Here is a 25,024-nt window from a genome sequence, read left to right on the forward strand (position 1 = left end):
GTCTCCCTTCTTAAAGAAGATCACTGTTGGAGTTATACTGTTTGTGGATGTCGCGCTTTAAAAGGTCTTGTCCAAAATTTAGCCAATATCAAGAGAAAGAATACAGGTTAAACGAAATTTGTCGGAAGAAAAATAATCGAAGCTTTGCGAGGCTGTGATGTTCTCTTCTTTGCACAAAACATTTCTTAGCGTATTTAAGGAAAACTGCGGCAAACGGATGCGTATCCGTCTGCCACAATCACTTATTTATTCCAGTCTGCTAAAAATTGCTCAATGCCTGCATCCGTTAATGGGTGTTTTGTCAGCTGCTTGATGACTTTCAGCGGCATTGTGCCGATATGAGCACCTCTAAGCGCAGCTTCTGTCACATGTTGAGGGTGACGAATGGATGCAGCAATGATTTGTGTATCTAATCCATGAACATCAAAAATGGTTTTCACTTCACTAATGAGATCAAGACCATTTTGGCCAATGTCATCTAAGCGGCCGAGGAATGGAGAGACATACGTCGCACCAGCTCTAGCTGCAAGAAGTGCCTGATTTGCACTAAAAATCAACGTGACGTTTGTTTTAATCCCAAGGTCTGTTAACGCTTTGACCGCTTTAAGGCCGTCTGTTGTCATTGGGATTTTCACTGTGATATTTGGTGCAATAGCAGCCAGCTCTTTTCCTTCTTCGATCATTTCTTCTGCTTTGAGGGAAATGACTTCCGCACTAACTGAACCTGATACCACGTCAGTGATTTCACGAAGGCGGTCGTGGAACGATACGTCCTTTTCTTTCGCTACTAAACTAGGGTTTGTTGTCACGCCTGCTAAAATGCCAAGCTCGTGTGCCTCTTTGATGTCTGCGATATTCGCTGTGTCTACGAAAAATAACATAACTGTGCCACTCTCCTATCAATAAATTGTCTGAAATGTAAATTTGATTGCGCTTTCTCATGATATGGAGAAAACCGCCTGTGACTCAGGCGGCTTTCGGTTCTCATCAAATTATGCTTGGTTAGAAGAACCAAATTCACGCATTTTGCCGATAACAGTCGCTTTAATTGCGTCACGAGCTGGTCCAAGATATTTACGTGGATCATACTCTTCTGTTTTTGCAGCAAGTGTTTCGCGAACTGCTTTCGCAGAAGCAATTTGGTTTTCAGTGTTTACATTGATTTTTGCTGTACCAAGTGAAATCGCACGCTTGATGTCAGCAGTTGGGATACCTGTTCCGCCGTGAAGAACAAGTGGAAGTCCAGTTGTTTTACCGATTTCTTCCATTTCAGCGAAACCAAGGTTTGGTTCACCTTTGTATGGACCATGAACTGAACCTAGTGCAGGCGCAAGGCAGTCAATACCAGTACGTTCTACAAGCTCTTGGCACTCTTTTGGATCAGCATAAATAACGCCCTCAGCGATGACGTCGTCTTCTTGTCCACCAACAGTTCCAAGCTCAGCTTCTACAGATACACCGTGGAAATGTGCAAGCTCAACCACTTTTGCAGTTGTCGCTACGTTCTCATCAAATGGATGGTGAGAAGCATCAATCATCACAGAAGTAAATCCTGCATGAATCGCTTTTGCACAAGATTCAAAGCTTGAACCGTGATCTAAATGAATCGCAACAGGAACTGTTACATTATATTCTTCGATTAACGCTTTTACCATTGCGACAACTGTTTTGAAGCCGCCCATGTAGCGTCCTGCTCCTTCAGATACTCCTAAGATAACTGGAGATTTCTCTTCTTCAGCAGCTTGTAAAATCGCTTGCGTGAATTCTAAGTTATTTAAGTTAAACTGTCCAACAGCGTAACCTTTTTCCTTTGCGTCTTTCAACATTTCTGTCATTGAAACTAAAGGCATGATGAAAAATCCTCCCTATGTAGCTAATTTGCTTACTAAAAAAAGCTCTCCACCCTAGCATGACCAGAATTTCTCGCCATATGTAAACTTTCAAAGTCAGATCGCTTTCTTCTTCTTATCTAGAATACCAATTATTCGACAAATCGGCAACAGAATGACTTGATTCAATCATTTCCATCTAGCCATTTGTTTCGAGTGGCAAGTATTCTTTGACCGCATCACGGATTTCATCAATATCAAATGGTTTAGCAAAATGCGTTAATGCACCGAGCTCTTTAGACTCTTGAATCATATCTAGTTCGCCATAAGCTGTCATAATGATCACGCGAATGTCTTCATCAATTAATTTCATGCGTTTTAAAATCTCAATGCCATCCATTCCGGGAATCTTCATATCAAGCAGGACGAGATTTGGTCTATGGTTTTTCACAATATCTAATGCCTGTAGTCCATTAGCGGCTTGAAAGGTTTGATAGCCTTCTTTATGAAACACTTCATTCAGCAATATTCTAATACCGTACTGATCATCGACAATTAAAATTTTCTCATTCATCTGTTACACCCCATTGCTTTCATTTTTCGCCATAAAAAGAGCTGTTGTTAAATAATTCTGTTTGATTTTCACATTTCCTTTAATTATAATAGTTTACTTTACGACATTTTCTGAGCATTTTTCCTAATATTCTCTTTATATTCTATTATAAAATGATCTGACAGAAGGAGGAAATGAGTCTTGTTAAAAATTTTCACTACCCAATTATCAGGTATTTTTTCACGTATTGGAGATAAGCAGGCCGAAGCGATCGAAGACGGTGCACGCCTTCTTGCTCAGGCCGTTGTCAGTGGACATGCCGTGTATTTCCATGGCAAGAATGAACTGGCGGCTGTAGCCTTAGAGGCATCTGAGAGCAAGGAGCCGTTTCCGGGTGCGAAGGTTCTGCCGCTGGATCAAAAGGAGCGCAGCATACTTCATCCAAGTGACAGGGTGCTTTTATTTTATTCAGATCCAGAAGCTCAAGAGATTCAATCCCTTGTCAAAGAGCTGCACGAACAAGGCACACCTATTGTCGGTGTCGGCCCTGCACAAAAGGAGACATCATTTATTGAAGAGCATTGTGATGTCCACATTGATTTTCAGCTCAAAAAACCACTTGTGCCTGCTGAAGATGGAACAAGGTTCGGCTATCCTGCACTGATGACCTGCTTATATGTCTACCATGCTCTATCGTTTACTGTGAAAGAAATCGTTGAGGAATATGAATAAAAAAAACTGCCGAGAAGATGATATTCTCGGCAGTTTTTTGTTTTATTTTGATTCAGATGCTTGTAGTGAAGCACCAACGAAATCTCTAAATAATGGTTGTGGTCTTGTCGGTCTTGAAACGAATTCTGGGTGGAACTGAGAAGCAAGGAACCAAGGGTGATCCTTCAGTTCAATGATTTCAACAAGACGTCCGTCTGGGCTTGTACCAGAGAAGACAAAACCTGCTGCTTCCATTTGCTGTCTGAATTCGTTATTAAACTCATAGCGATGACGGTGGCGTTCGTACACGACTTCGTCATTGTATGCAGCAAATGCTTTTGAGTCTTCATTTAATTTACAAGGATAAAGACCGAGACGAAGTGTTCCGCCTAGATCATCTACATCCTTCTGTTCTGGAAGAAGGTCAATGATTGGGAATGCTGTTTCAGGATCAATTTCCGCTGAATGAGCTCCTTCAAGGCCTAATACGTTTCTCGCGTATTCGATTGATGCCACTTGCATTCCTAAGCAGATTCCGAAGAATGGCACTTTGTTTTCACGGGCAAATTGTGTAGCAATGATTTTCCCTTCTACTCCGCGGTCTCCGAAGCCTCCAGGAACAATGATGCCGTCAACATCTTGTACGAAATCAGCGATATTCTCTGCTGTCACTTCTTCTGCATTGATCCATTTAATTTGAACATCTGCATCAAACGCATAACCAGCATGACGAAGTGATTCAACGACAGAAATATAAGCATCTTGCAGCTCAACATATTTCCCTACAAGACCAATTGTGACTTGTTTTGAAAGGTTTTGCACTTTATCAACAAGCGCCGTCCACTCCGTCATGTCCGCATCTTGACAGTCAAGCTTCATGTGCTCACATACAAGCTTGTCTAATCCTTGTTTTTGTAAATCAAGCGGAATCGAATAAAGGGTATCTGCATCCTGACATTCGATGACTGCTTTCGTATCAATATCACAGAATAGCGCAATTTTGTCCTTCATGTCTTGTGCCAATGGCATTTCAGTTCTGACCACAATGACGTTTGGCTGAATACCAAGACTGCGAAGTTCTTTTACACTATGCTGTGTTGGTTTTGTTTTCAGTTCGCCTGCTGCACGGATGTAAGGAACAAGGGTACAATGAATGTACATCACGTTTTCACGGCCGATGTCACTCTTCATTTGACGAATCGCTTCAAGGAATGGAAGGGATTCGATGTCTCCTACTGTTCCACCGATTTCTGTAATGACCACATCTGCACCCGTTTCTTTTCCGGCACGGTACACACGGTCTTTGATTTCATTTGTAATGTGGGGAATAACCTGTACTGTTCCACCTAAGTAGTCGCCGCGACGCTCTTTCTTCAAAACAGTAGAGTAGATTTTACCTGTTGTAACGTTGCTGTACTTATTTAAGTTAATGTCAATGAAACGCTCGTAGTGACCTAAGTCAAGGTCTGTTTCAGCACCGTCGTCTGTAACAAATACCTCACCGTGCTGGTATGGACTCATTGTCCCTGGGTCTACGTTGATATATGGATCAAATTTTTGAATGGTGACATCCATCCCTCTATTTTTCAGAAGGCGGCCTAACGATGCAGCCGTGATCCCTTTTCCAAGTGAGGAAACAACTCCTCCTGTTACAAAAATATACTTTGTCATTTCGTATGCTCCTCTCTTTTTTACCCTTGCATGACTAGACATGCACAGCTTCATCCTTTTAGAGTGTATCCCTAAATCTCTTGAAAAATAAGAAAGCTCCCTTTCAAATAAATGAAAGGGAGCGTAAATGAACGTATCTTTACGTACTCTTTTTTAGAGAGCCCAAAATACATACTACATAGTTCACTCTGGAAAGTCAAGACGGTTTTGTCCTGTTTTCAGGACCGGTTTGTGAGGGTTATTTGTCTTCCTCATCATCGTCTAAATCGTCTTCATCAATTTCCGTTAAGCCGTCATCATCTTCATCATCATCTTCGTCGAAGTCTTCTATCTCTTCATCGATTTCTTCATCATCTAGGTCAAGGTCCTCATCGTCTTCAACAAGATCAAGATCTTCTTCAAGCTCGTCGATTTCTTCTTCCTCTTCAATATCATCGAAGTCTTCTTCAACGACAGCAGCTTTTGTTTTTTTCTTTTTCGCTTTTGTTTTCACAGCTGGCTGAACTTCTTCTTCGATTTGATCAACTGGATACCAGCTGCGAAGTCCCCATCTCTGATCACCTAACGAAATAAAGCGGCCATCTATATTTAAGTCTGTATAAAATTGAGCAAGTCGATCATCAAGATCAGATTTTTGTATCCCTTGCAAACGGACAATTTCATCTATTAACTCGGAAAACGTAATCGGTGTTTTGCTGTCTCTGAAAATTTCATAAGCAAGTTCAACTAAAGACATTTGTTTGAGCTGTTCCTGTGAGTATTCTTTCAAACTCAAGGTCAGACACTCCCTTTCTATTACATGTATGTATCCATTTATCAGTGAAATAATAAGTATTTATACCTTATTCTTACGACAAACCATACCTCTCATTATAAACAAATTAGGGGAGTTTATGCCACCTTTATTGATGTTAATTTTTGATTTTTTCATATGAAGCCAGTCTTTTGCGTTAAATTGGCCTGATTCCTGTGTGTGATATAGTTTTTGCAAGTGTCCCTTCTATGAAAGGCAATGTTAGGAATGAATACAATAAAGACAATGCACCTGATCGGCTATCGATTGAACGAAGCGATTATCAATCATATAAAAAGGTACACATAAACGGGTTTAAGTCTACGTGTACCTTTTTGAAAAACTTCTTGTACATTTTTTTAGATGCATCTTTTCTTAACTTGCACTAATATGGTTTCCCCTTTTTCACAGATCTTGTTTATAAACTACCTATAAATGCAAGTTCATGCTCTACTTATCATACATCACAGTATAGAGAAAATTTCTTTCCCTAAGGAGATTAATGCATCAATGATAAACGGCGTAGCAAAGAGAATTGATGCTTTCCAGTTCTCTTTTTTGTACTGGAAAAAGAGCAAAATGAGAACAGACCCTATAAGCGCTGTCAACATGTACAACAATAAGTTATTTATCTGCAAAATCCCCATGCATATTACATTGATAAACATAATGAGGATCTTAGGAATCAGAGCATAGAACAACTTACTCTTAACTTCAGGAGCAAAGATCATCAATAAGAATTTACCAATTAGATACTGCACTAAAAGGCTTATTGTTGTTAAAGTTGTAGTGATGACAACAATTAGATTCAGCATTGTTTCATAGGAGATATCCTCTAACAAAGCTTTCAAATCATCTAGTATAGAAATGTAGCCATTCAACTCAATAGCAAAAGTTACAAAATAATAATTGGCAAAAATAAAAATGATCAATGATATCAGTGATGTTATTCTTGGACGTTGTTCCATAAAAGCATCCCATCTCCTATACTAATAATGCTTGAATTATCATTTAAGCGTTTATTGACCATGCTATGGGAAACATAAATAATGGTTGCGTTTTTTTTAGAAATTTCCACTAACCTTTCAGATAGCATATCTATACTTTCTGAATCGAGCGATGACATGGTTTCATCAATTAGTATTGTTTCCCAATCTTTTACGAACACTAAAGATAACCCTACCTTCGCTTTCATACCCGTAGATGCTCTACTATACGAACCATCTAGGTTGCCATCAAAAAAATCATTCACATTACACATTTGTTCTTCAGTGGGTGTAATATTAAACGTATTCCACAAGATCTCTAGATTTTCTCTAATCGTAAATGGGTGAATACCAATAGAGTCCACATTTAAATAAAGAGTCGATTCTTTGTTTATCTCAATAACTCCAGAGTATCTTTTATCTAATCCAGATATCATTCTAAGGAGAGTACTTTTACCTGCACCATTTCGGCCTACTAAATGAAAGAGACCCGATGGAATTGAAAAATTCACTTTATCGAGTATCATATTATTTTTGAATTTCTTCGTACATTCTACAAATTCTAATCCCACTTGAATCCCCTTCTCTGTAATATAGAGTCCTCAATAAAATCAGCTATTGTTGATAATGATAGAAAATAATAAGGAATCATACCCTTCAATAAAGGCAGCTATTATTAGGATGACTAACGATAGTACATAATAAGGAATCATTTTTTTCATGACCCCTAGAGCAGCTTTAATTGACTTCGTATAGATTAATGTGAAAAGCACATACTGGCTTATTCCTTGATACAGCAGCATATTTGGGAATTCTAATAAACCATGAGGAATTAATTTATCTAAAGCTTCTTGCGCTCCTAACGTCCTAAAACCCATTGTAATAACGAAGGACGAACCTCCGAAATCCATTATTTGAAATAATGGCGAAAATAAAAAACCCAATAAATACATTCCAAAGTTCGTTAAGTTATGCATCAGGACTACAGACATAAAATCTTGACCCGAAGTTGGCGGGGCTGCTTCAAATAATTCTTTGTTGACTATGTTTCCAAAATAAATTCCTATACTAATCAGTAATATACAGTAGCTAGAATAGTACCAAAGAAAACATTTGAATCTTTTATGTATCATTTTCCTCCTCTTTTCATGAAGTAATAGTAAATATTGTAATGCATATTAGTAATAAAATAGGCAAAGAGAGTTTCAGCAATGTATGTTCATAATCGTTGATTAATAGTTCGGTTTTTCTGAAATATACAACCCCAATAAAGATTATTATAGGAATCGACAACATATTTTTAAGATTAATTGAGATATCAGAAGTGTTTACCATTACTCCGACTATTCCACATGCGCTTATAAAAATGAGCACAAGACATAGTAAATAAATCGTACTAGATTTAAATCTCTCGTATGGACCTACAATCAAAGAGGCTTGTAACATTTCAACTCTGGCCTTATCAAGCATGATTTCTTCCTTTTTTGACCCTATTAAGATTTCTAAGATCGTTATAAAATTTATATAGACTAGAATTAGCGCAGGCAGGTTTTCTACTTTTGTTAAAAGAGATTGGGCAAAATAAGTAAGCACTGAAGCTAAGGTACCTATTAAGACTATTAATATTTTATTGCTATTCATATAAGATAAAAATAGATACAGAATATTACCAGATCTATATTTCTTATTAGCACTTTTTAAAAATGAAAGTCCAATTGTCATCGGTATTCTATGAGAATTACTTATGTAAACATAAATAAGAAGAGATTGTACTATCTGCAGTATAATAACTGCTTCAAGAGTTGATGTTAAGATATACCAAAATTGCAACAAAAGAAGTACTCTGTTCATAATATTGAATAAACCCGACAATAATTGAGATGCAAATGAAAGTATTATAACAACAATAGATAGTATAATAATTAAATATTCCTTTTCTACTAACAAAAAGATTGTAGAGATTAAACAAGCAAGAAGTATTTGAACTGCATATCCTTTTTTCATAGTAAAGAATAAATGTTTCATCAACAATTGTTTAGAGATAAAGACCAAGCCTGGTTGTTGTCTTCTGTATGGTAATACACAACGATTGATATTAGCTGTAGCTACAATATATATTGAAATAAAAATAAAGTTGTTCAGGTAAGAGTTAGGAATTATACCACGATAGAAAATAATCCCTACCATAACAATAAAAGAAAAAAGGATCATCCCAATATAATTGAGGTACCCCATTATACTTCGATCATACATTTTAAATAGCTTATTTAGTTTGTACATAAGTCACTTTAACAAGCAGTAGCTTTGGCTTTCCCATGTACAGCCAAAATACCAGCATTCCCATTACTAACACCCAACTTTACTGCAATCAAAGAACCTCTACCAACAAATAAAGCAACCATTATAACTGCAAATAACAATGATGAGAATAAGTAAGTCTTTTTGGGTTTTATCATCAAAAAATACCTCCTAATTAATGTTTTATAATAATCCAAAATGGGCATAAAACGTTAAATTAGTTTTAAAATTACCGTTTATTCACACATATTCACCATACAATAATATTGGAAAAAATCATCTCAATAAAGATTGAGATGATTTTTTCTGAGATTAAAAAGCAGCAGCTTTAGATTTTTCTTTTTTCTTGATGATAGCCAAAATAGAAGCAGCTACACCTGCACTAATTGTTCCGACGCCAGTGAACATGCCAACGATAGTAATGACAGTTGCTACCGAGGACCAAGCATCTAAGAAATTAACTATTGTAAACGCGGTTCCAGTACTTACACCAAGATTTGCTGCAATCAAAGAACCATTACCAATCACTAAAGCTATTAATGTTACTGCAAGAAGTGACAGCGATAATAAAGCATAAAACTTAGAATCTGTTGCTTTCGTCATAATATGACCTCCTTCGATTATTTACTACTCCTTTAGTCTAACAAGAAGTAAATTACATTTCAATATTTTTTTGGAAAATTTGTAATAATTATTTAAATAGAGTTTAGAAATTAAGCTCTTTTTTCATTTCACAGGGTACTTATTTAATGGTATAAAACACTCTAATTCGCCAAAATCTAGTGGAAATTTCTAATAAAACACTATTAAAAATCAATTCATCTCATATCTATAATATCTTAGAAGTAGATAGCTTTTATCATGACTGAAATAATTATGGCATTTATATTTTCAAGATATGATTAGCTACCTTTATTTCTTGAATTTATTAACATAATGTTCTTAATAAAATAAGTCCATCTTCACTAAAGGCAGAGGCAAAGCCAAATTTAATGAATTGAATTTTCAGTACTAATCCTACCCCCTTGAACCTTGTAAAGACAAGATCTTTATAATTTTTTAAAGTTATATTAGTATGATCGAACATGTCAGTATCTTTATACATCGCAATACCTATGAAAGTCTTCAAAAGTTGAAAAATATTAGAAAATACGATAAACATGCTACTCTTAAAAACCCAACATAGGTCCCTGTATATGGATTTTGAAAAAGACTGGAACGGATGAAGTCAACCAATTAAATTGTACCAATTTCTAGTATTCCAAAAAATCGAGACACTCATTATGAGATGTCCCGATTTAGGTTGATAACAGAATAAATGTACTTTAATAAAGGTTATATTTTCATTTTAAAGGTTACTAGTATTAATTTTGGCTATTTTGTATTAAATACCTCACGGAGAACTTTTCAATTTCGGACAAATAAAATCTTTTCTTCATCTATGTTTGAATAATATCCAGCATTTTAGAAATTCATTCTCTTTTAGAAATAAGCTAATCATTGATTTGTTATATATTTCTCAAACATTGAGATTTGCTTTAAATATGTAATGTCTGTGAGATGATCGCCTTACTTATAAATATGTTTAAAAATTAAATGATGAAAACTTTATAGCTATACACTTTTATTTATCTTAATCTAAAGTTTTTGAAATAATGAAATTACTACAGCTATGGTCAATACAATTCCTGCAAACATTAATACAATTAATTTTCTACGACTGTTTTCTTTTTGATCACTGTCCTTTTTTGAATTCTTAGAAAGTTCTGTCGAAACCAGAATCCATATAACCATTGTTACGATTCCTAAGATGGTAGTAGTGGTCATAATAACCTCCAAATATTTATATTTCTTCAATTTTAACATAACCCCATGATAAGATGGGTCAATACTGGAAATCATATTAAATTCAGGGAAAAACGACTATTACCTTTTGTGCAGATTTAGTTAATCCTTTATTTAGTATCTAATACTTTAGTAGTTTTTTTGCCAGTTCATATGAATCAATACTCTCTACATCATCGGTGACAGATCACTCTTAAGTTAAAGCTGTTATACTGCTATACAATCCTTTTCCACTCTAAAAAACCTTTAGATTTTGCTACTGTTTTAAAATTTTAAAACTAGTTGAACTGTACAAAGTAAAGACCACCTCACATCAGGTGGTCTTTGCTTCGTTTCTACATATCTAGCAGTTTCCGTGAGATGACCAGCCGCTGGATTTCTTGTGTACCTTCATAGATTTGAGTGATTTTCGCATCACGCATGTAGCGTTCGACTGGGTAATCCTTTGTATAGCCGTATCCACCAAAGATTTGTACGGCTTCTGTCGTCACCTTCATGGCTGTATCACCGGCAAAGAGCTTGGACATAGCTGATTCTTTCCCATACGGAAGCCCTTTCGTTTCAAGCCATGCTGCCTGATAGGTGAGCAGTCTTGAGGCCTCAATTGCCGTTGCCATATCCGCTAACTTAAAAGCAATGCCTTGCTGCTGAATGATTGGTTTGCCGAATTGTTTACGCTCCTTTGCATAATTGACTGCTGCATCCAGAGCACCTTGAGCAATACCAACAGCTTGTGCGGCAATACCGTTTCTGCCGCCGTCAAGTGTCATCATCGCTATCTTAAAACCTTCGCCTTCTTGACCAAGCCGGTTCCTTTCGGGTATACGACAGTCTTCAAAGATGATTTCTGTCGTTGGCGACGAGCGTATGCCCAGTTTGCTTTCTTTTTTGCCGATTGAGAAGCCTTGCGTCTCTTTTTCTACAAGAAAAGCGGTTGTATTGCGGGATGAAGCATCCTGGTCAGTAACAGCAAACACAATATAATAATCCGCAATGCCTCCATTGGTAATAAAAATCTTTGCACCGTTCAAGACGTATTCATTCCCTGCTTTTACTGCTGTTGTTTTCATTCCGCCAGCATCTGAACCCGAGCCGCTCTCGGTCAGTGCGTATGCGCCGATCTTCTGTCCCTCTGCAAGCGGCTTTAAATACGTCTCCTTTTGCTCATCTGTTCCGAATGTATAGATCGGCCATGAGGCGAGTGATGTGTGAGCAGATAGGGTGACGCCTGTTGAGGCGCACACTCGTGAGAGCTCTTCAACCGCTATGACATAGGCCAAATAATCACTACCAATCCCTCCATTTTCTTCTGGCCAAGGGATTCCCGTTAAACCAAGCTCTGCCATTTGACGAAAAATAGCCGGATCATACGATTCTGTTTCATCTCGCTCTGCTGCTGTTGGCTCCACTTCATTTTTCGCAAAATCTCTCACCATTTTTTGTATCATTTCGTGTTCGTCACTTAATTGGAACTGCATCATGAGCCACCTCACTTCATATTAGCTGTTTACAAATAACCAGCCTTTGTATTTCACTTGTTCCTTCATAAATCTCACAAATTTTCGCATCACGAAAGTACCGCTCTGCTCGGTATTGCTTCGTGTAACCGGCTAGACCAAGCAAATGGATGACTTCTGTACTAATATCAACCGCTGTTTTAGATGCAAATAACTTCGCCATCGACGCTTTCTTCGTGACAGGGCGATTGGCCTCTTTATAAGAAGCCGCTTGATAGACAAGAAGTTTTGCCGCTTCCAGCTTAGTGCCCAGATCGCCCAACCGAATGGTCGTTTCAAGGCCAGCTGGATGCTGCTTTAAATACGTCACCGCCTCAGCTAATGCGGCTTCTGCAATGCCAAGGCTTTGAGCCGCAATGCCGATTCTCCCCGCATTTAAGCTAGACATGGCAATCCGAAAGCCATCTCCTTCTGCACCGAGCAGCTGTTTTTTTGGAATTCGAACACCGTCAAAATGAAGTGTGACTGTTTTTGATCCATGCAGACCCATCTTCTTCTCATCTTTTCCGATCGTAAATCCTGGTGTCCCCTTCTCCACAATGAACGCTGATATATTTTTCTTAGCAGAAGTAGGGTCTGTCACGGCAAATACAAGATAGACTTCCGCTTCACCGCCGCTTGTGATAAAAATTTTCGTTCCATTTAACACATAGTGATCGTCTGTGCGCTCTGCTTTCAACTGAATACTAGAGGCATCTGATCCTGCCTTCGGTTCAGTTAGACAAAAGGCGCCCAGCTTCTGCCCAGACGCAAGCTTGGGAACGTAGGATTCTTTTTGTTCAGTTGTTCCAAACGCCAAAATCGGCATCGTCACAACAGATGTATGAACGGATACAATGACACCGATGGTTGCACTTACTTTGGATAATTCATGAATCGCCATGATATAGGTTGTGAAATCTGCCCCTAATCCGTGATACTTATCTGGGATCGGAATGCCTAAAAAGCCTTGCCGACCCATTTCAGCTAAAAGCGTTTTCGGGAACACGCCCTGTTCCATCGCTTCTATTTCAGGGAATACATACTGGCGTGCAAATTCTGCTACTCGTTTTCTCCAAAGACGTTGTTTTTCTGTCAGCAACACATCCATCTTGACTCCCCCTATGAGTGGTCGTGGTAAGTGTAAAAACCTCTCTTTGTCTTTTTGCCCAGCCAGCCTGCGTTCACGTATTTTTTCAAAAGAGGACAAGGTCGATATTTGCTATCTCCAAGACCCTCGTGAAGGGTATTCATAATAAATAAACAAGTATCGAGCCCGATGAGGTCGGCAAGACGAAGCGGGCCCATTGGATGGTTCATTCCAAGCGTCATGATGCCGTCAATACTTTCTACATCTGCCACGCCTTCATAAAGGGTGTAAATGGCTTCATTGATCATCGGCATCAAAATGCGATTTGACACAAAACCGGGGAAGTCTTCCACTTCAATTGGCGTTTTGTCTAATGTCTTTGCGGTGTCAAAAACAAATTGGTACGTGGCATCATCCGTTTGTAGCGCACGGATTACTTCCACAAGTTTCATCACGGGAACTGGATTCATAAAATGCATGCCAATCACTTTCTCAGGCCGTTTCGTCACGGCTGCTAATTCTGTGATCGACAAGGAAGACGTATTTGACGCAAATATCGTGTCATCAGGTGCAAATTGATCGAGGGTTTCAAAGATTTGTTTTTTGATCTTCATTTGTTCAGATGCGGCTTCAATCACTAAATGCGTCTGCTGTACATCCTTTAAATCTGTTGAAACAGCCAGTCGCTGTGTAATATCACGGACTGCCTGATGTGCCAGCTTTCCTTTTTCTGCTCGTTTCGTCAGTTGTTTGGTCATAGAGGAAATGGCTCGATGAATCTGCTCCTCTTCCGTATCATGGAGCAGGACGGTATAACCTGACTGTGCAAATACTTGGGCAATACCCGAGCCCATTTGACCAGCCCCAACGACCATGACGGTCTCTTCTATACTCATGACAATGAACGCCTCCTTTTTAATCCACCTTGATCATGATCGCATCACCTTGACCCCCGCCGCTGCAAATCGCCGCAATGCCGATCCCCCCGCCTCTTTGTCTGAGTGCATGGATCAAGGTCAATATAATACGTGTTCCGCTTGCTCCAATCGGGTGACCAATCGCGACTGCCCCTCCGTTCACATTCATTTTCCGCCGATCCAGCCCAAGAATTTTTTCGCATGCCAATGCAACCGCTGAAAAAGCCTCATTGATTTCAAACAAATCAATATCCTCTACTCGCTTCCCTGTTTTCTTTAACACTTTTTCGATGGCATAGGCTGGTGTTTTCGGAAAGTCCTTTGCCTCTACTGCCACTTGCGCATGCCCAAGCACAACTGCCAGAGGTTTTTCACCTTGCTGCATGGCGTATGTGTCTTTCATTAATAGAAGCGCACTTGCACCATCATTGACACCCGGTGCATTGCCAGCGGTGATCGTACCTGCCTGATCGAAAACGGGCATCAGTTTTGACAAACGTTCATATGACGTATCACGCCGCGGGGCTTCATCTTCTGAAATCAGCTGATCACCTTTTTTATTCTTGACGGTAACGGGGATGATCTCATTTTTAAAAAAGCCGCTTTTTTGCGCCTCAATGGCTCGTTCATGACTTCTTAACGCCCAAAGGTCTTGTTCTTCTCGTGTAATGTCAAGCTCTTTCGCCGCCATGCTTCCATACTCACCCATATGAACACCTGTAAACGAACAGGTTAATCCATCTAAAATCATGGCATCTTGTACAGCACCATCTCCCATTTTGTAACCCCATCGTGCTTTTTTCAGAAGATAAGGAGCATGAGACATGGATTCCATACCGCCTGCCACGATCACATTGGCATCTCCCGCTCGAATGATTTGATCGGCTGTCGTGACACTGCGCATTCCTGAAGCACAGACTTTGTTGATGGTTTGCGTCGGAACCGACCAAGGAAGATCTGCATGTCTAGCTGCCTGTCTTGAAGGAATTTGACCTTGTCCTCCTTGAAGGACACTGCCCATGATGACTTCATCCACTTCATGGACATTTGAGGCTCTTTCCAGCGCAGCTTTTATCGTCATCCCCCCTAATTCTGCAGCAGTCAAACGACTTAAAGTTCCACCTAGTTTTCCAAATGGTGTTCTCGCTCCAGATACAATGACCGTCGTGCTCATTTCTTTCCCCTCCTTTTTGTTACCGCTTACATAAATGCTAGACAGCTCTTAAATATCGGTGTCCACTGGCCGATGAACAGTCGATCCATCGGCCTGACACCTTTATGAAGCCTGCGTTCTTGTTTCGCCAAACACTGATTTTTCAAGAAGTTCTGCGACATCAAATGTGCCGACCTGCTCTTCTACTTCCTTCGCTTTCGTCCCATCCCCAAGCATGGTTAAACAATATGGGCACCCTGAGCTGATGATGGACGGCTGTACCTGTAAGGCCTGCTCCGTTCTCGCTGTGTTAATCCGAGTACCTGTCTCTTCTTCCATCCACATTAAGCCGCCGCCGGCACCGCAGCACATCCCGGATTCACGATTCCGTTCCATTTCTTTCAGTGTCACACCCGGAATGGATTTTAAAATATCTCTTGGCGGATCATAGACCTCATTATATCTGCCTAGGTAGCAAGAATCGTGGAAAGTAATGACTTCGTTCACTTCATGAATAGGCGTTAATTTTCCCTCTTTTACTAGCTCTGCCAGTAATTCTGTATGATGGTACACCTCTGCCTCGAGCCCGAAGTCTGGGTATTCATTTTTAAATAAATTATAAGCATGCGGATCGATCGTGACAATTTTGGTTACGTCATTTTTTTGGAATTCTTCGATGTTCTTTGCAGCAAGCTCTTGGAACAAAAATTCATTCCCAAGTCTTCTCGGTGTATCACCTGAGTTTTTCTCTTTATTGCCTAGGATGGCAAAAGAAACCCCTGCTTCATTGAGCAGTTTTGCGAAGGCAAGAGCAATCTTTTGGCTTCTATTGTCATATGCACCCATCGATCCAACCCAGAATAAATAGTCAAAGGTCTGATCTGCTTTTTTCAGCTCTTTCACTGTCGGAACATGCACATCTTCTCTTAGTTCACGCCAGTTTTCTCTTTCTTTTCGGTTCAATCCCCATGGGTTCCCTTGGCGCTCGATGCTTGTCATCGCACGCTGTGCATCTGCATCCATTTTTCCTTCTGTCAGCACTAAGTATCTGCGCATATCAATGATTTTGTCGACGTGTTCGTTCATGACAGGACACTGATCTTCACAGTTTCGGCATGTCGTGCATGCCCAGATTTCTTCTTCTGTAATGACCTCACCAATGAGAGAAGGATGATACATTGCGCTCGCCGCAGATTCTTCCGCTCCAGCTCCTCTTGCCTGCATCGCCAGCTGATTGCCTGTCGTCTGCTTGAAAGCAAGCTGCGGAACCCACGGTGTCTTTGAAGTAATGGCAGCCCCTTTATTTGTTAAATGATCTCTTAATCGTAAAATCAAATCCATTGGAGACAGCATTTTCCCCGTCCCTGTCGCCGGGCACATATTCGTACAGCGCCCGCACTCCACACAAGCGTAAAGATCGATCAGCTGAGATTGACGGAAATCTTCAATTTTCCCAACGCCGAACGTTTCTTGTGTCTCATCTTCAAAATCAATTTTTTGCAGTTTGCCTGGCGGGTCCAATCTGCTGACAAATACGTTGACCGGACCAGCGATGAGATGGGCATGCTTAGACTGCGGGACGTACACTAAGAACGTCAGTAAAATGAGAAGATGCACCCACCATGCGACATAGAACACAATTGTTGCCGCAAGTGGTGAAAGCCAGCCCAGCAAGAAAGCAATGCCGGAAGCAATTGGCTCAGTTGCCGATAGTGAGTGCCCATGCCAAATGATGTTCATTCCGTTTCCCAGTAAAACGGTCAGCATCAATCCGCCAATAAACAAAAGGACAAGCCCTGACTTAAAGCCCCTTTTTAAACGGACTAACTTCTCGACATATCTTCTATGGAACGCCCAAACCACCGCCACTAAAATGAGAAGTGTGACCACCTCTTGGAAGAATGTAAAGACACCGTAAAGCGGACCTAATGGTAGCCCGCTGTCTGGAACAAGTCCCTTCATAATAAAATCAAGGGCTCCGAACTGCACTAAAATAAATCCATAGAAAAACAGCACATGAATGATGCCGCTCTTCTTGTCCTTCAGCAGTTTCTTTTGCCCAAACACATTCACCCAAACACGTTCTAAACGTTTTTTCATGTCTTTCTGAAATTCTTCTTTTTTGCCAAGACGAATATACGCCGCTCGTGTTCGAATGAGATAAATAAACAAATACACAGCGTAAGCGGTCACTGCCGCAAATGCAATCAAGTTAACAATTAAAAGGCTATTCATCTTGCTCCCCCTTTCATTCCCCAAGACCCACTTTGTTCCGTTTCCATGTTGTACCTCTATCATAAATAATGAATGAGTATTCAGTCAATATTTTTTGCCCATTTGGGTACACTATCGTCATATGTAAAAAAGGAGGAACCTTCATGATCGCATGGATCATTCTACTCGTCGTATTCGTCATTGTTCTACTCGTCAGGCTAGATCTTTATATAGGGAGAAAATATTTTTCTACCCATGCTTTTGAACGGTCTTTTGACCAAACAAGCGGCGATGCAGCCTTTTATCATGATGGCGAACCACTGTTTGATCAGCTTCTTACGGATATACAGCAAGCCTCTTCTTCTATTCATATGATGTTCTTTATTGTAAAGAACGACAAGATTGGGCAAAGGATTCTGCAAGCACTTAAAGCGAAAGCAGAGCAAGGTGTTTCGGTTTTTTTGCTCACTGATCGGTTAGGCTCCTATCCATTTGATCAAACATCCATTCAGATGCTAGAAAAAAGCGGCATTCAATTTTACTTTTTAAATAAACCACGTTTTCCTTTTTTCATTTATCGTTTGAACATGAGAAATCACCGAAAGATCACGGTGATCGATGGGAAGATCGGCTACATTGGCGGGTTTAATATTGGAGATGAATATGTAGGGAAAAACGGCAGGTTTGGCATTTGGAAAGACTATCACCTGCGCATGACAGGACAGGTTGTCGCAGACCTACAGCATGTGTTTCTGAATGATTTGTACCGGTCATCTGGTATTCACCAGCTGCAATACGAGGTTTTTCCTGCACTGGAACCGGGAACATTACAGTGCACTACACGTGCGACGGCAGGTTTTTCTTTAGAAGCCTTATTTCTTCACGATATTCAACAGGCGAAAAAGCAAATCACCATCTGCACGCCCTATTTTATTCCATCTGCTCCTCTTCTAAGCGCCCTTCTTGACGCACGGAAGCGAGGCGTGACTGTCGACATCATCATCCCAATGAAGGCGGATCACCCGCTTGTGAAAGAAGCTGGATTTCATTATTTGAAAGATCTGATCGCTGCTGGATGTCTTGTGTATCGTTTTTATAAAGGGTTTTATCATGCGAAAGCCATTCTCATCGATCATAGCCGTTGTATGATCAGTACGGCGAACTTTGATAAACGAAGTTTGTTTTTCAACGAAGAAGTGGATGTGGCCATTGATGATCCCGCCTTCACCGCACATGTAGAGGAAAAGATTCGTGAACACATGGAAGTGTCAGAACTGATGACTGAAGAAAAATACAAACAACGCCCACTTCTCACGCGTCCAATTGAGTGGATAGGCGCCCTGTTCTCGTATTTTTTATAAAGGAGTTGACCTATGCGTTATCGATTTGGTTATGTATCCAACGCCGTCACTTTATGGGAAGCTTCACCTGCCAAGTCGCTGACCTTTGCAAGATACAGTAAGCTCTCAAAGGAAGAGAGGACAGAGGCTCTATTGCGAACGACGAAAGCCAACCTCGTCAATACATTAAGAACGCTTTATTTTGCGATTGCCCATGATATTCCGCTTTACCGTTTTTCAAGCTCGATTGTCCCGCTCGCCACCCATCCTGAGGTGCGGTGGGACTTTGTGACACCCTTTCGCAAAGAATTTATAGAGATTGGTCAACTCGTAAAGCGGCACGGATTACGAGTGAGCTTTCACCCCAATCAATTTACTTTGTTCACAAGTCCAAAGCCATCTATTACAGAAAACGCCGTCATTGATATGACCTATCATTATGAAATGCTTGAGGCCATGAAGCTTGAAAAGGAAGGCTATATGAACATTCATGTCGGAGGTGCATATGGCGACAAGGCATCTGCTTTACAGCGTTTTGATGACAATATAAAGCAGCTTCCTGCACATATCAAGGCGAGAATGACGCTTGAAAATGATGACAAAACATACACGTCATTAGAAACGCTTGATGTTTGTGAAAAGCATGGCATCCCGTTTGTATTTGATTACCACCATCACATGGCAAACAAAGATGATGATGCGGCACTTGATGACATTTTGCCAAGAGTGTTTGACACGTGGGCAAACACTGGCATACCGCCTAAAGTCCACTTATCCTCACCAAAATCAGACAAGGCGATACGGAGCCATGCGGATGGTGTGGAGATGTCCTTTGTATTGCCACTTTTTCAAGCTTTAAAGCCGTATGGTCGTGATGTGGATTTTATGATTGAGGCAAAGAAAAAGGATCAGGCTTTGCTCCGTCTTGTTGAGGAGCTGTCAGCGATCAGAGGCAATCGGCGGACGGGCGGAGGCACCATTGAGTGGAAATCGTAGAGAAAGGTTTACCTCTATCGCAACAGGGGTAACAAAGCTATTGTGAGAAAGTATTTAACAGGAGGATATGAAGATGTCACAAATCTATTCAATCCGAATTGCTGCGAAAGCATTGAATTTACATAAGCTTATTTCTCTATACGAAAAGTGCCAGCACGCTCAGCATCGTTTATATGTATATTCTAAAAAAACAATGTGCAACATTAAGAACATCGTAGAGCTAGAAACCTTTAGGCTCACTCATTTAGAATCAGACTATTTAATTGTGGTAGAAGGAAAAGAGGCACAAGACCTTCTACAGCCATTTGAAAAAGAACATGCTTCGTAAAGAAGAGCAGCATTAGGGCTGCTCTTCTTTCTATATCCACGCTTCTGTCAGCCAAACCTCTCCTGACGTTGCATTCATTTTTACTTGTGTACCGATTGGCATCGTGAGCATCGGATGCGTATGGGCACTGTCAAATTCTGCGATGAGTGGCCGTTTTGTATCTCCCAGTACTTCAAGTAAAAGATCGTGCGGCCTTTTGCCCGTTCCTTCATCATCAAACAGCTCATGTTTCCCTAAGAGGATACCAGATACCCGTTCAAACACACCATTTATCTTTAACAGAGAGAAGTTCTTTTCGACGGTGGAGGCGGTTTTCATACAATCTTCAATGAGAAGGATATCGCCCTTTTGGATTTGAGGCATGAATTCACTTCCCCATATGCCATACATGGCATTTAGGTTCCCGCCGATCAGTCTGCCTTCTGCCTGCCCTTCAATGACGCACATCCAATCGTTTGGACGTTTTTCTTTTTCTCGTATTTTCTCTTCCCAGTTGATCCGTTCGTCCGTCCAGAAGGGCGGTTTTTTCACCTGATACGGGATGGGCTGCGGATGAATGAGAATGTCCTCGAAAGATTGATATGTATGATTGACAAATGGTTCAAACTCTCCAAAAGACGGCACAAGTGCAGGCCCGTAAAAAACAGGCAGGCCCGTTTTTTCATAAGCCGCTAAAAGAATTGCCGTCGCATCTGAATAACCAATCATGATTTTCGGATGCTTCATCAGCAGCTCAAAGTCGAGATAAGGCAGCAAACTATTCGAGTTCGTCCCCCCAATCATCGACATGATACAGGACAAATCTTCTCTCGCCATCAGCTCATTCAGCTCAGCTGCTCGTTCTTGAATTGTTCCCGAACGATAGTGATCCTCTTTCCCTGTTAATGATCCTGGTACCACATTGAATCCTTTTTGTTCAAGCCATTCCTTCGCCCGCTCATACCTAAGAGGCGAGGTAGCAGATGCTGGACTTGAGGGAGAATAAATACCTATTTTATCGCCCTTCTGTAAATGCCGAAGCCCCTTCATTCCATCAGATCCTTCCTACACGAGTTTTTACTATCCTAGCAAAAAAAGCCCTTTTTCAAAAGGGCTCAGATTTAATATAAGAGCTTAAACAGCCCAAACAATATGACAGCAAAACTGATGGCCAGCATCACAAATATCTTTTTTTTGCTCAGAGAACTACCTATGATGTTCACTCCAGTATTGATGCCAAACAAAATCATTCCCACATAAAAAAAGACTGGATTGAGTCCAGCGGGAATGATTAAGATAAATAAGCCAACCAGCGTCACATAGTGAATGCTTTTGATCATGACTGTTTTTGCCGTTTCACTCAAGCCATCCTCTCCTTTTGAATCCAATTGCCTTATAGTATATCAACATTCCATTTAAATGGAAAAGAAGATTTTATTCTATCAAAAAGAGCCCAGCTTAATAGCTGGACTCATTCAATCACTTCTCTTCAATGACCAAACTGCGCTTCATGCAGTCTGCTATAGACGCCGCCCATTTGGATTAAGTCTTGATGGCGGCCTTGTTCTTCAATGCCTTCCTCTGTCACGACGATGATTCGGTCTGCATGTTTAATTGTCGCAAGGCGGTGAGCAATGACGAGTGTCGTCCGGCCGACTGCCAGTTCGCTTAGTGCGTCTTGGATCGCTTTTTCTGTTTCTGTATCAAGCGCTGACGTCGCTTCATCCAAAATAAGAATAGACGGGTTTTTCAAAAACATCCGTGCAATTGACAGGCGTTGCTTTTGACCGCCAGATAGCTTAACGCCGCGTTCACCAATGACAGTATTCAACCCTTCTGGGAACCGCTGAACGAGCTCCTCTAAATGGGCACGTCGCACCGCCTCCCAAATGTCTGCATCACTCGCTTCTAGGTTGCCGTACGCAATATTCTCACGAATGGTGCCTGAGAATAAAAAGACATCCTGCTGCACAATGCCAATCTGCTGTCTTAAAGAGGACAAGGTCATCGATTTTGTGCTCACACCATCAATGGTGATGTCTCCTTCGTCCACATCATAAAAACGAGGCAGCAGACTGCAAATGGTCGATTTCCCCGCTCCTGATGGCCCGACAAACGCAACAGTTTCCCCTTGTTTGATCTTCAAGTTGATATCCTTCAATACATGACTGTGCTCATCGTAGCCAAATGTCACGTTTCGATACTCAATTTCACCTTTCAAGCCGTAAAGATCACGTGCTCCTTCTGTATCCTTCACATCTGGCTCTGTTTCCAGTAAATCGACATAGCTTTTAAAACCGGCAATGCCTTTTGGATACATTTCAATTACCGTGTTGATCTTATCAATTGGTCTGAATAACACATTTGTGATCAAGACAAAGGCGATAAATCCGCCTGCCGTTAATTGACCTTGAAGGACAAACCATGTACCTGCCAGAAGAACGAACAGCGTCACAAGCCTTGTGAGAATATAGCTGATTGATCCGTTAACCGACATAATTTTATAGGAAAGCAGTTTCGCTTTTCGAAAGCGGTTGTTATTTTCAGCAAAGCGCTTTTTCTCAAAATGTTCATTTGCAAAGGCTTGAACAAGACGAATACCGCCAATATTGTTTTCAACCCTTGCATGAAAATCTCCAATGTCATTGTTGAGTTGTGTAATCGCCTGTGTCATTTTTTTATTAAAATGAAGGGCTAACCAGATGATGACTGGCATAATTAAGAAGGTTAAAATGGCAAGCTGCCAATTAATCATGAGCATGACGGCAAAGGCGCCAAGAATGGTCATAATGGCAATAAACAAATCTTCCGGCCCATGATGCGCCACCTCTCCAATGTACATGAGGTCATTTGTCATCCGTGACATGAGTTTGCCTGTTTTGTTATTATCGAAAAATTTAAAGGACAGACGCTGAAAATGATCAAACAGCTTTTTTCTCATATCTGTCTCAATATTAATGCCAAGCATGTGCCCCCAATATGACACGATAAATTGCATCACTGAACTGAGCGCATAAATGACAAACAACGCAAGTGCGGTCCAGCCAATGACCGCCCAGTTCCCTGTCGGCAGTAATGTATCAATGAAGTAGTTCACGATCAGCGGGAAACCTAGTTCCATGAGTCCGACGGCCACAGCACAAAAGAAATCTAAAAAGAACAGACCGCGATAGGGCCTGTAATAGGCAAAAAAGCGTTTTAGCATATGTAAAAGAACCTCACTTCCTCTATAATTGATAATCATTTTCAATTATAGAGGAATCGTCATAGAAATACTAGATCAGGAAATGATTTCTTTCCCTGGAAACCCTCACAATACACCTGAAAACAATCGCGCAAACGATTCCTTTAAACGTTCCTTTAAGCCCCTTTTATAAAAATGAACCGGCCCCATTTGCTCGCATTCTTTCATATCTTCCTCATAATGAGCCATCAATTGCTCGATCGGCTTCTTTGCCGCTGTAAAGACATTGACCTCAAAATTGAGCTGGAAGCTTCTCATATCGACATTTGCCGTTCCGACAGAGGCAAGCTCTCCATCTGCAATCATGACCTTTTGATGCATGAAGCCTTTTTGATAGTGATACACCTTGATGCCTTCTTTCAAAAGCTCAGAAAAATAAGATCGTGTGGCGTATTGCGTGAGAAAGCCATCATTAATCTCAGGCACCATCACACGCACATCCACCCCTCTTGTGGCCGCAATTTTTAACGCTGTGCGAATAGATTCATTTGGGACAAAATAAGGGGTCGCAATCCAAACAAATTGCTGTGCATTCGAAATGAGTGCGTCATATAAATCACTCATACTTTCCTTCATATCAGGTCCAGTCGGCACGACCTGAATGACATCTTTTCCTGTCACAGGATGCGGGGTGTGATACTTCGGATCATCAATTAACACTTCATCTGATACATACTCCCAGTCCAGCATAAATATGGAGTGAAGTGTCTGAACGGCTTCACCCTTTAACATCGCATGCGTATCACGCCAAAAGCCGATGTTTTCATCGCGTCCTACATATTCCTTCCCGACATTGAGCCCGCCAACAAATCCTGTTTCTCCATCAATAATCACGATTTTTCGGTGATTTCGGAAATTGAATTTTTGATTAAAGAATCCGTATTTTAATGGCAGAAAAGGGGCGACCTTTATCCCCGCCTGCTTCAATCGTTTAATATCTTTTCGTGAGAAGCGAATGCTGCCAGCCGCATCATAGATGAATCGGACCTCTACTCCTTCTTTCACTTTTTCAATCAGGATCTCCATCATCCGGTGACCGAGGAAATCAGATTTGAACATGTAATATTCTATATGGATGAACGTTTTTGCCTTTTTTAATTCTTCAAAAATACGTGGAAAGGTTTCCTCTCCATTCTTTAAAATCTCCATATCACTATTTGTATTTACATGCATCCCTGTTGCTTTTTCTGTGTAATGAAAAAAAGCACGCTGATTATCGGTTAAACGCGTCTCATCCGGTTTACTCTCAAGCTCTGATATTCTGCGTAATTTTTCTCGGTTATACATTCTCTTTGATTTAAACAAATGTCCCTTGACATATAGCTGTCCTGAGAACAAATAAAACATATAGCCGATGATCGGGAAAAAGATCAGTACATACATCCATAACAGCGTGTGCTGTGATGTCCGGTTCTCTAGCATAAGCGAGATAATACTAAATAAAATGATGGCGATGTAACTAGCTGCATAAAGCTGAAAACCCCACGCTGGAACCGGCCACCAAAACACCACATATGCCCCAAATATCATGAAATATAAAAATAGAAATTCCAGTCTCCTCTTTTTCACATTCTCCGCCCT

Annotated in this window: 24 protein-coding genes; 4 read left to right on the forward strand and 20 right to left on the reverse strand. The window is 40.6% G+C overall.

The annotated features are described in order from the left end of the window. Positions 1-242: 242 nt before the first annotated feature. From fsa to BA79_RS08975, 3 genes are all read right to left on the reverse strand, one after another. Positions 243-881: a fructose-6-phosphate aldolase gene (gene fsa / locus BA79_RS08965; RefSeq protein WP_003215343.1), complete on the reverse strand. Its 639-nt coding sequence runs from the start codon at positions 879-881 to the stop codon at positions 243-245. A gap of 111 nt (positions 882-992) precedes the next feature. Next, positions 993-1,850 carry a class II fructose-bisphosphate aldolase gene (locus BA79_RS08970; RefSeq protein WP_007497678.1) on the reverse strand — a complete coding sequence of 286 codons (858 nt, stop codon included), beginning with the start codon at positions 1,848-1,850 and terminating at the stop codon, positions 993-995. A gap of 178 nt (positions 1,851-2,028) precedes the next feature. Next, entirely contained in the window at positions 2,029-2,403 is a 375-nt protein-coding gene (locus tag BA79_RS08975) for a response regulator (protein WP_003214681.1), read from the reverse strand. A gap of 180 nt (positions 2,404-2,583) precedes the next feature. Here BA79_RS08975 and BA79_RS08980 point away from each other — a divergent pair, with 180 nt between their 5' ends. After that, positions 2,584-3,114, forward strand: coding sequence for a DUF2529 domain-containing protein (locus BA79_RS08980; RefSeq protein WP_035702323.1), 531 nt, complete (start codon positions 2,584-2,586; stop codon positions 3,112-3,114). A 42-nt stretch (positions 3,115-3,156) separates the two neighbouring features. On the opposite strand, the gene pyrG is transcribed toward BA79_RS08980, so the two are convergent. The 13 genes from pyrG to BA79_RS09050 form a co-directional block, all read right to left on the reverse strand. Next, positions 3,157-4,764 carry a glutamine hydrolyzing CTP synthase gene (pyrG, locus tag BA79_RS08985; RefSeq protein ID WP_035702325.1) on the reverse strand — a complete coding sequence of 536 codons (1,608 nt, stop codon included), beginning with the start codon at positions 4,762-4,764 and terminating at the stop codon, positions 3,157-3,159. 238 nt (positions 4,765-5,002) lie between these two features. Beyond that, positions 5,003-5,539, reverse strand: coding sequence for a DNA-directed RNA polymerase subunit delta (gene rpoE / locus BA79_RS08990; protein WP_017368217.1), 537 nt, complete (start codon positions 5,537-5,539; stop codon positions 5,003-5,005). A 482-nt stretch (positions 5,540-6,021) separates the two neighbouring features. Next, positions 6,022-6,525, reverse strand: coding sequence for a hypothetical protein (locus BA79_RS08995; protein WP_035702327.1), 504 nt, complete (start codon positions 6,523-6,525; stop codon positions 6,022-6,024). After that, a complete protein-coding gene (locus BA79_RS09000; RefSeq protein ID WP_035702329.1) occupies positions 6,504-7,115 on the reverse strand; it encodes an ATP-binding cassette domain-containing protein in 612 nt (203 codons plus the stop codon). Before BA79_RS09000 ends, BA79_RS08995 begins: the two co-directional genes overlap by 22 nt. Positions 7,116-7,154: 39 nt before the next feature. Further along, positions 7,155-7,676, reverse strand: a complete 522-nt coding sequence (locus tag BA79_RS09005; protein ID WP_035702331.1) for a stage II sporulation protein M — start codon at positions 7,674-7,676, stop codon at positions 7,155-7,157. A gap of 13 nt (positions 7,677-7,689) precedes the next feature. Then, positions 7,690-8,796 carry a hypothetical protein gene (locus tag BA79_RS09010; protein ID WP_248596533.1) on the reverse strand — a complete coding sequence of 369 codons (1,107 nt, stop codon included), beginning with the start codon at positions 8,794-8,796 and terminating at the stop codon, positions 7,690-7,692. Between the two features lie 35 nt (positions 8,797-8,831). Then, positions 8,832-8,999 carry a hypothetical protein gene (locus tag BA79_RS19585; protein WP_169738192.1) on the reverse strand — a complete coding sequence of 56 codons (168 nt, stop codon included), beginning with the start codon at positions 8,997-8,999 and terminating at the stop codon, positions 8,832-8,834. Between the two features lie 154 nt (positions 9,000-9,153). Beyond that, positions 9,154-9,444 (reverse strand): uberolysin/carnocyclin family circular bacteriocin, encoded by a 291-nt coding sequence (locus tag BA79_RS09015; protein WP_035702336.1) that lies wholly within the window; start codon positions 9,442-9,444, stop codon positions 9,154-9,156. Between the two features lie 1,577 nt (positions 9,445-11,021). Next, positions 11,022-12,164, reverse strand: coding sequence for an acyl-CoA dehydrogenase (locus tag BA79_RS09030; RefSeq protein ID WP_035702342.1), 1,143 nt, complete (start codon positions 12,162-12,164; stop codon positions 11,022-11,024). 16 nt (positions 12,165-12,180) lie between these two features. Continuing rightward, positions 12,181-13,293, reverse strand: a complete 1,113-nt coding sequence (locus tag BA79_RS09035) for an acyl-CoA dehydrogenase family protein (protein ID WP_035702345.1) — start codon at positions 13,291-13,293, stop codon at positions 12,181-12,183. Positions 13,294-13,304: 11 nt separating this feature from the next. Then, positions 13,305-14,168 (reverse strand): 3-hydroxybutyryl-CoA dehydrogenase, encoded by an 864-nt coding sequence (locus BA79_RS09040; protein WP_035702348.1) that lies wholly within the window; start codon positions 14,166-14,168, stop codon positions 13,305-13,307. Positions 14,169-14,187: 19 nt separating this feature from the next. After that, positions 14,188-15,363 carry an acetyl-CoA C-acetyltransferase gene (locus tag BA79_RS09045; protein ID WP_035702351.1) on the reverse strand — a complete coding sequence of 392 codons (1,176 nt, stop codon included), beginning with the start codon at positions 15,361-15,363 and terminating at the stop codon, positions 14,188-14,190. A gap of 102 nt (positions 15,364-15,465) precedes the next feature. Further along, entirely contained in the window at positions 15,466-17,577 is a 2,112-nt protein-coding gene (locus BA79_RS09050; protein ID WP_035702354.1) for a (Fe-S)-binding protein, read from the reverse strand. A gap of 143 nt (positions 17,578-17,720) precedes the next feature. On the opposite strand from BA79_RS09050, the gene cls (BA79_RS09055) reads away from it, so the two are divergent. The 3 genes from cls (BA79_RS09055) to BA79_RS09065 all read left to right on the forward strand — a co-directional run bounded on the left by cls (BA79_RS09055) (position 17,721) and on the right by BA79_RS09065 (position 20,220). Further along, positions 17,721-18,917: a cardiolipin synthase gene (gene cls, locus BA79_RS09055; protein WP_035702357.1), complete on the forward strand. Its 1,197-nt coding sequence runs from the start codon at positions 17,721-17,723 to the stop codon at positions 18,915-18,917. 12 nt (positions 18,918-18,929) lie between these two features. Continuing rightward, positions 18,930-19,892 (forward strand): UV DNA damage repair endonuclease UvsE, encoded by a 963-nt coding sequence (gene uvsE, locus BA79_RS09060; RefSeq protein WP_035702359.1) that lies wholly within the window; start codon positions 18,930-18,932, stop codon positions 19,890-19,892. 73 nt (positions 19,893-19,965) lie between these two features. Further along, complete coding sequence (locus tag BA79_RS09065) at positions 19,966-20,220, forward strand: hypothetical protein (RefSeq protein ID WP_017360064.1); 255 nt, start codon at positions 19,966-19,968, stop codon at positions 20,218-20,220. Between the two features lie 30 nt (positions 20,221-20,250). On the opposite strand, the gene BA79_RS09070 is transcribed toward BA79_RS09065, so the two are convergent. The 4 genes from BA79_RS09070 to cls (BA79_RS09085) all read right to left on the reverse strand — a co-directional run bounded on the left by BA79_RS09070 (position 20,251) and on the right by cls (BA79_RS09085) (position 25,012). Continuing rightward, positions 20,251-21,249: a S66 family peptidase gene (locus BA79_RS09070; protein WP_035702361.1), complete on the reverse strand. Its 999-nt coding sequence runs from the start codon at positions 21,247-21,249 to the stop codon at positions 20,251-20,253. Positions 21,250-21,320: 71 nt separating this feature from the next. Beyond that, complete coding sequence (locus BA79_RS09075; protein WP_035702363.1) at positions 21,321-21,563, reverse strand: hypothetical protein; 243 nt, start codon at positions 21,561-21,563, stop codon at positions 21,321-21,323. Between the two features lie 125 nt (positions 21,564-21,688). Beyond that, positions 21,689-23,404 carry an ABC transporter ATP-binding protein gene (locus BA79_RS09080; RefSeq protein WP_035702366.1) on the reverse strand — a complete coding sequence of 572 codons (1,716 nt, stop codon included), beginning with the start codon at positions 23,402-23,404 and terminating at the stop codon, positions 21,689-21,691. Positions 23,405-23,509: 105 nt separating this feature from the next. Then, positions 23,510-25,012: a cardiolipin synthase gene (cls, locus tag BA79_RS09085; RefSeq protein WP_035702369.1), complete on the reverse strand. Its 1,503-nt coding sequence runs from the start codon at positions 25,010-25,012 to the stop codon at positions 23,510-23,512. Positions 25,013-25,024 lie beyond the last annotated feature (12 nt).

It is taken from the genome of Bacillus altitudinis 41KF2b, assembly GCF_000691145.1.
Taxonomy (GTDB): Bacteria; Bacillota; Bacilli; order Bacillales; family Bacillaceae; genus Bacillus; species Bacillus altitudinis.

Bases quoted from the DNA above. Each gene is read 5' to 3' on its own strand.
- BA79_RS09015 (WP_035702336.1), bottom strand. From the start codon at position 9,444: ATGACGAAAGCAACAGATTCTAAGTTTTATGCTTTATTATCGCTGTCA.
- BA79_RS09065 (WP_017360064.1), top strand. From the start codon at position 19,966: ATGTCACAAATCTATTCAATCCGAATTGCTGCGAAAGCATTGAATTTA.
- BA79_RS09005 (WP_035702331.1), bottom strand. From the start codon at position 7,676: ATGATACATAAAAGATTCAAATGTTTTCTTTGGTACTATTCTAGCTAC.
- BA79_RS08995 (WP_035702327.1), bottom strand. From the start codon at position 6,525: ATGGAACAACGTCCAAGAATAACATCACTGATATCATTGATCATTTTT.
- pyrG (WP_035702325.1), bottom strand. From the start codon at position 4,764: ATGACAAAGTATATTTTTGTAACAGGAGGAGTTGTTTCCTCACTTGGA.
- BA79_RS09070 (WP_035702361.1), bottom strand. From the start codon at position 21,249: ATGAAGGGGCTTCGGCATTTACAGAAGGGCGATAAAATAGGTATTTAT.
- BA79_RS08975 (WP_003214681.1), bottom strand. From the start codon at position 2,403: ATGAATGAGAAAATTTTAATTGTCGATGATCAGTACGGTATTAGAATA.
- BA79_RS09080 (WP_035702366.1), bottom strand. From the start codon at position 23,404: ATGCTAAAACGCTTTTTTGCCTATTACAGGCCCTATCGCGGTCTGTTC.
- BA79_RS09040 (WP_035702348.1), bottom strand. From the start codon at position 14,168: ATGAGTATAGAAGAGACCGTCATGGTCGTTGGGGCTGGTCAAATGGGC.
- BA79_RS09030 (WP_035702342.1), bottom strand. From the start codon at position 12,164: ATGCAGTTCCAATTAAGTGACGAACACGAAATGATACAAAAAATGGTG.
- BA79_RS09050 (WP_035702354.1), bottom strand. From the start codon at position 17,577: ATGAATAGCCTTTTAATTGTTAACTTGATTGCATTTGCGGCAGTGACC.
- fsa (WP_003215343.1), bottom strand. From the start codon at position 881: ATGTTATTTTTCGTAGACACAGCGAATATCGCAGACATCAAAGAGGCA.
- BA79_RS09010 (WP_248596533.1), bottom strand. From the start codon at position 8,796: ATGTATGATCGAAGTATAATGGGGTACCTCAATTATATTGGGATGATC.
- BA79_RS08970 (WP_007497678.1), bottom strand. From the start codon at position 1,850: ATGCCTTTAGTTTCAATGACAGAAATGTTGAAAGACGCAAAGGAAAAA.
- BA79_RS09045 (WP_035702351.1), bottom strand. From the start codon at position 15,363: ATGAGCACGACGGTCATTGTATCTGGAGCGAGAACACCATTTGGAAAA.
- cls (WP_035702357.1), top strand. From the start codon at position 17,721: ATGATCGCATGGATCATTCTACTCGTCGTATTCGTCATTGTTCTACTC.
- BA79_RS09035 (WP_035702345.1), bottom strand. From the start codon at position 13,293: ATGGATGTGTTGCTGACAGAAAAACAACGTCTTTGGAGAAAACGAGTA.
- BA79_RS19585 (WP_169738192.1), bottom strand. From the start codon at position 8,999: ATGATAAAACCCAAAAAGACTTACTTATTCTCATCATTGTTATTTGCA.
- uvsE (WP_035702359.1), top strand. From the start codon at position 18,930: ATGCGTTATCGATTTGGTTATGTATCCAACGCCGTCACTTTATGGGAA.